This window comes from Armatimonas sp., from assembly GCF_043760365.1.
In the GTDB taxonomy this organism is placed as follows: Bacteria; Armatimonadota; Armatimonadia; order Armatimonadales; family Armatimonadaceae; genus Armatimonas.
In genome coordinates, this window is the sequence record NZ_JAYUPA010000536.1 from 1 (window position 1) to 1,590 (window position 1,590).

1 protein-coding gene is annotated in these 1,590 nt (G+C 55.5%); it reads right to left on the reverse strand.

The window, feature by feature from the left end; translation table 11 throughout:
• Positions 1-253: 253 nt before the first annotated feature.
• Positions 254-1,408: a hypothetical protein gene (locus tag ACH2EH_RS12410; RefSeq protein WP_395142098.1), complete on the reverse strand. Its 1,155-nt coding sequence runs from the start codon at positions 1,406-1,408 to the stop codon at positions 254-256.
• Between the last annotated feature and the right edge of the window lie 182 nt (positions 1,409-1,590).

A 1,590-nucleotide genomic window follows, 5' to 3' on the forward strand; every position in this document is an offset into this window, starting at 1 on the left:
AGCCGATCACGGCAACATTGAAAGGTCCCATGCCGCCAGAATTCGCCCCACCGGGGGGAAAGTCCTGCCGGGGTTGCCGCCATAAGAAATATCGCCCCCGTCCATGGCGGCGATATTTCAGTCCACAAACACAAACTCGCGAGTGTTGAAGAGTAGGCGGCAGAGGTTTTCGAGGCCGTTTTTCTGGACATAAGCTACCGAGTCGGTGTACTCGGTAGCGCGGCGAGGCGCTCGGTGTCGCTGATCAGCTACTTTAGAGCGAAGTCTTCTCTTTTGCCAGCCTCTCCACAAGCCGTGCATAGGATCTTGGATCAAGGCGACTAATGGGGGCACGGTAGAGTGCACCATCACGGGTGAAGAGCACAGTAGAAAGATCGGGGAGGAGGACGGGAGCGGGCCAGCCGTAGGGCGGTGGCTCATCTATGGCGGGGACGATATCAGTTGCCGTCTCTCCGTTTGTTTCGGTCGTGATCAGCCCCCGTGCATAGCGTTTGTCCTGCCGTGGCCGCATCGCCTCCAGCCAGAGAGCAATGGTTGCGGCGCTTCGTCCCTCGGTTCCTACCAACCGGGAATGGTCACGGGTGAGGGTAAGTGGCAGGGACGGTGTGTTTCTTTTGGCAAGCTCTTCCAGAGAAACTAAATCTTCCGGCTTCTGGGTAAGTGCTGTCACGTGGGCATTGCGAAGCCGGATGGAGTACCAGTTCGTTTGCGGAGGCGTCCCCTTGATCTTTTCTTCGCAGAGGAGATTCTGCCCATCACGGCTCAGTCCGATTGGCTCGGTACCCAGTCCCCCCGCTTCGGCGACAGGGCTAAAGTTACCATTCGGGCTAAGAAAGCAAAAGAGCCTCTGGTAGCCTGGCTCTCTGGAGCCAGAGAACAGAAACAAATCGGTGCCAGGCAGTGGCTCGGCTTTGTAGAAATCCTCTGTTGGCAGAGACAGCCATCGCAGACGCGCACGCTCGGCGTCAACTAGGCCATAGGTTTCCGTAGGAGGGACGTAGGGATAGTCCTTCCCATCGTCAGGGAAGACTTGATAGATGCGTTGCGAAATGATTGCTTTTGCGGATTTTGGAAACCAGTGACTTATGTAGATTTTTGCCATGGTATGGTCATCTGGTTTTTCCTCTACTTGATAAATCTGAGTTAGTTTTTGTCGCAACACATCGTAGAGCCAAATCTGTCCACCAAACGTCTCGAAGTCCCCGTTTGGACGGTGCGCGTTCTGCTCTATCAGAACCCAGCGCCCGCCCGGAGCCTCGACGATTTTGGAGACTATCTTTGTTAGGAGTGGCTCAATCTCTCCGATACGATACGCCGCGTCTTGGGTCATGACAAGCTTTGAATCGCCTTCCTCGTTCACGAAAAAGGCAGTCAGGCCGAGTTGGAGAAGAAAAGCATGTCGGTTCATAGATTAGTCCACAAACACAAACTCGCTGGTGTTGAAGAGAAGGCGACAGAGGTTTTCGAGGCCGTTTTTCTGGACATAGGCGAGCGCGTCCGTGCGCTCCATCGGGGTGGGCGAGCGGCCCAGAGCGAGCCGAAACGCTTCGGCAACTTGGCGATCTTTGGGGAGAGCCGCGAGGCGTTTTG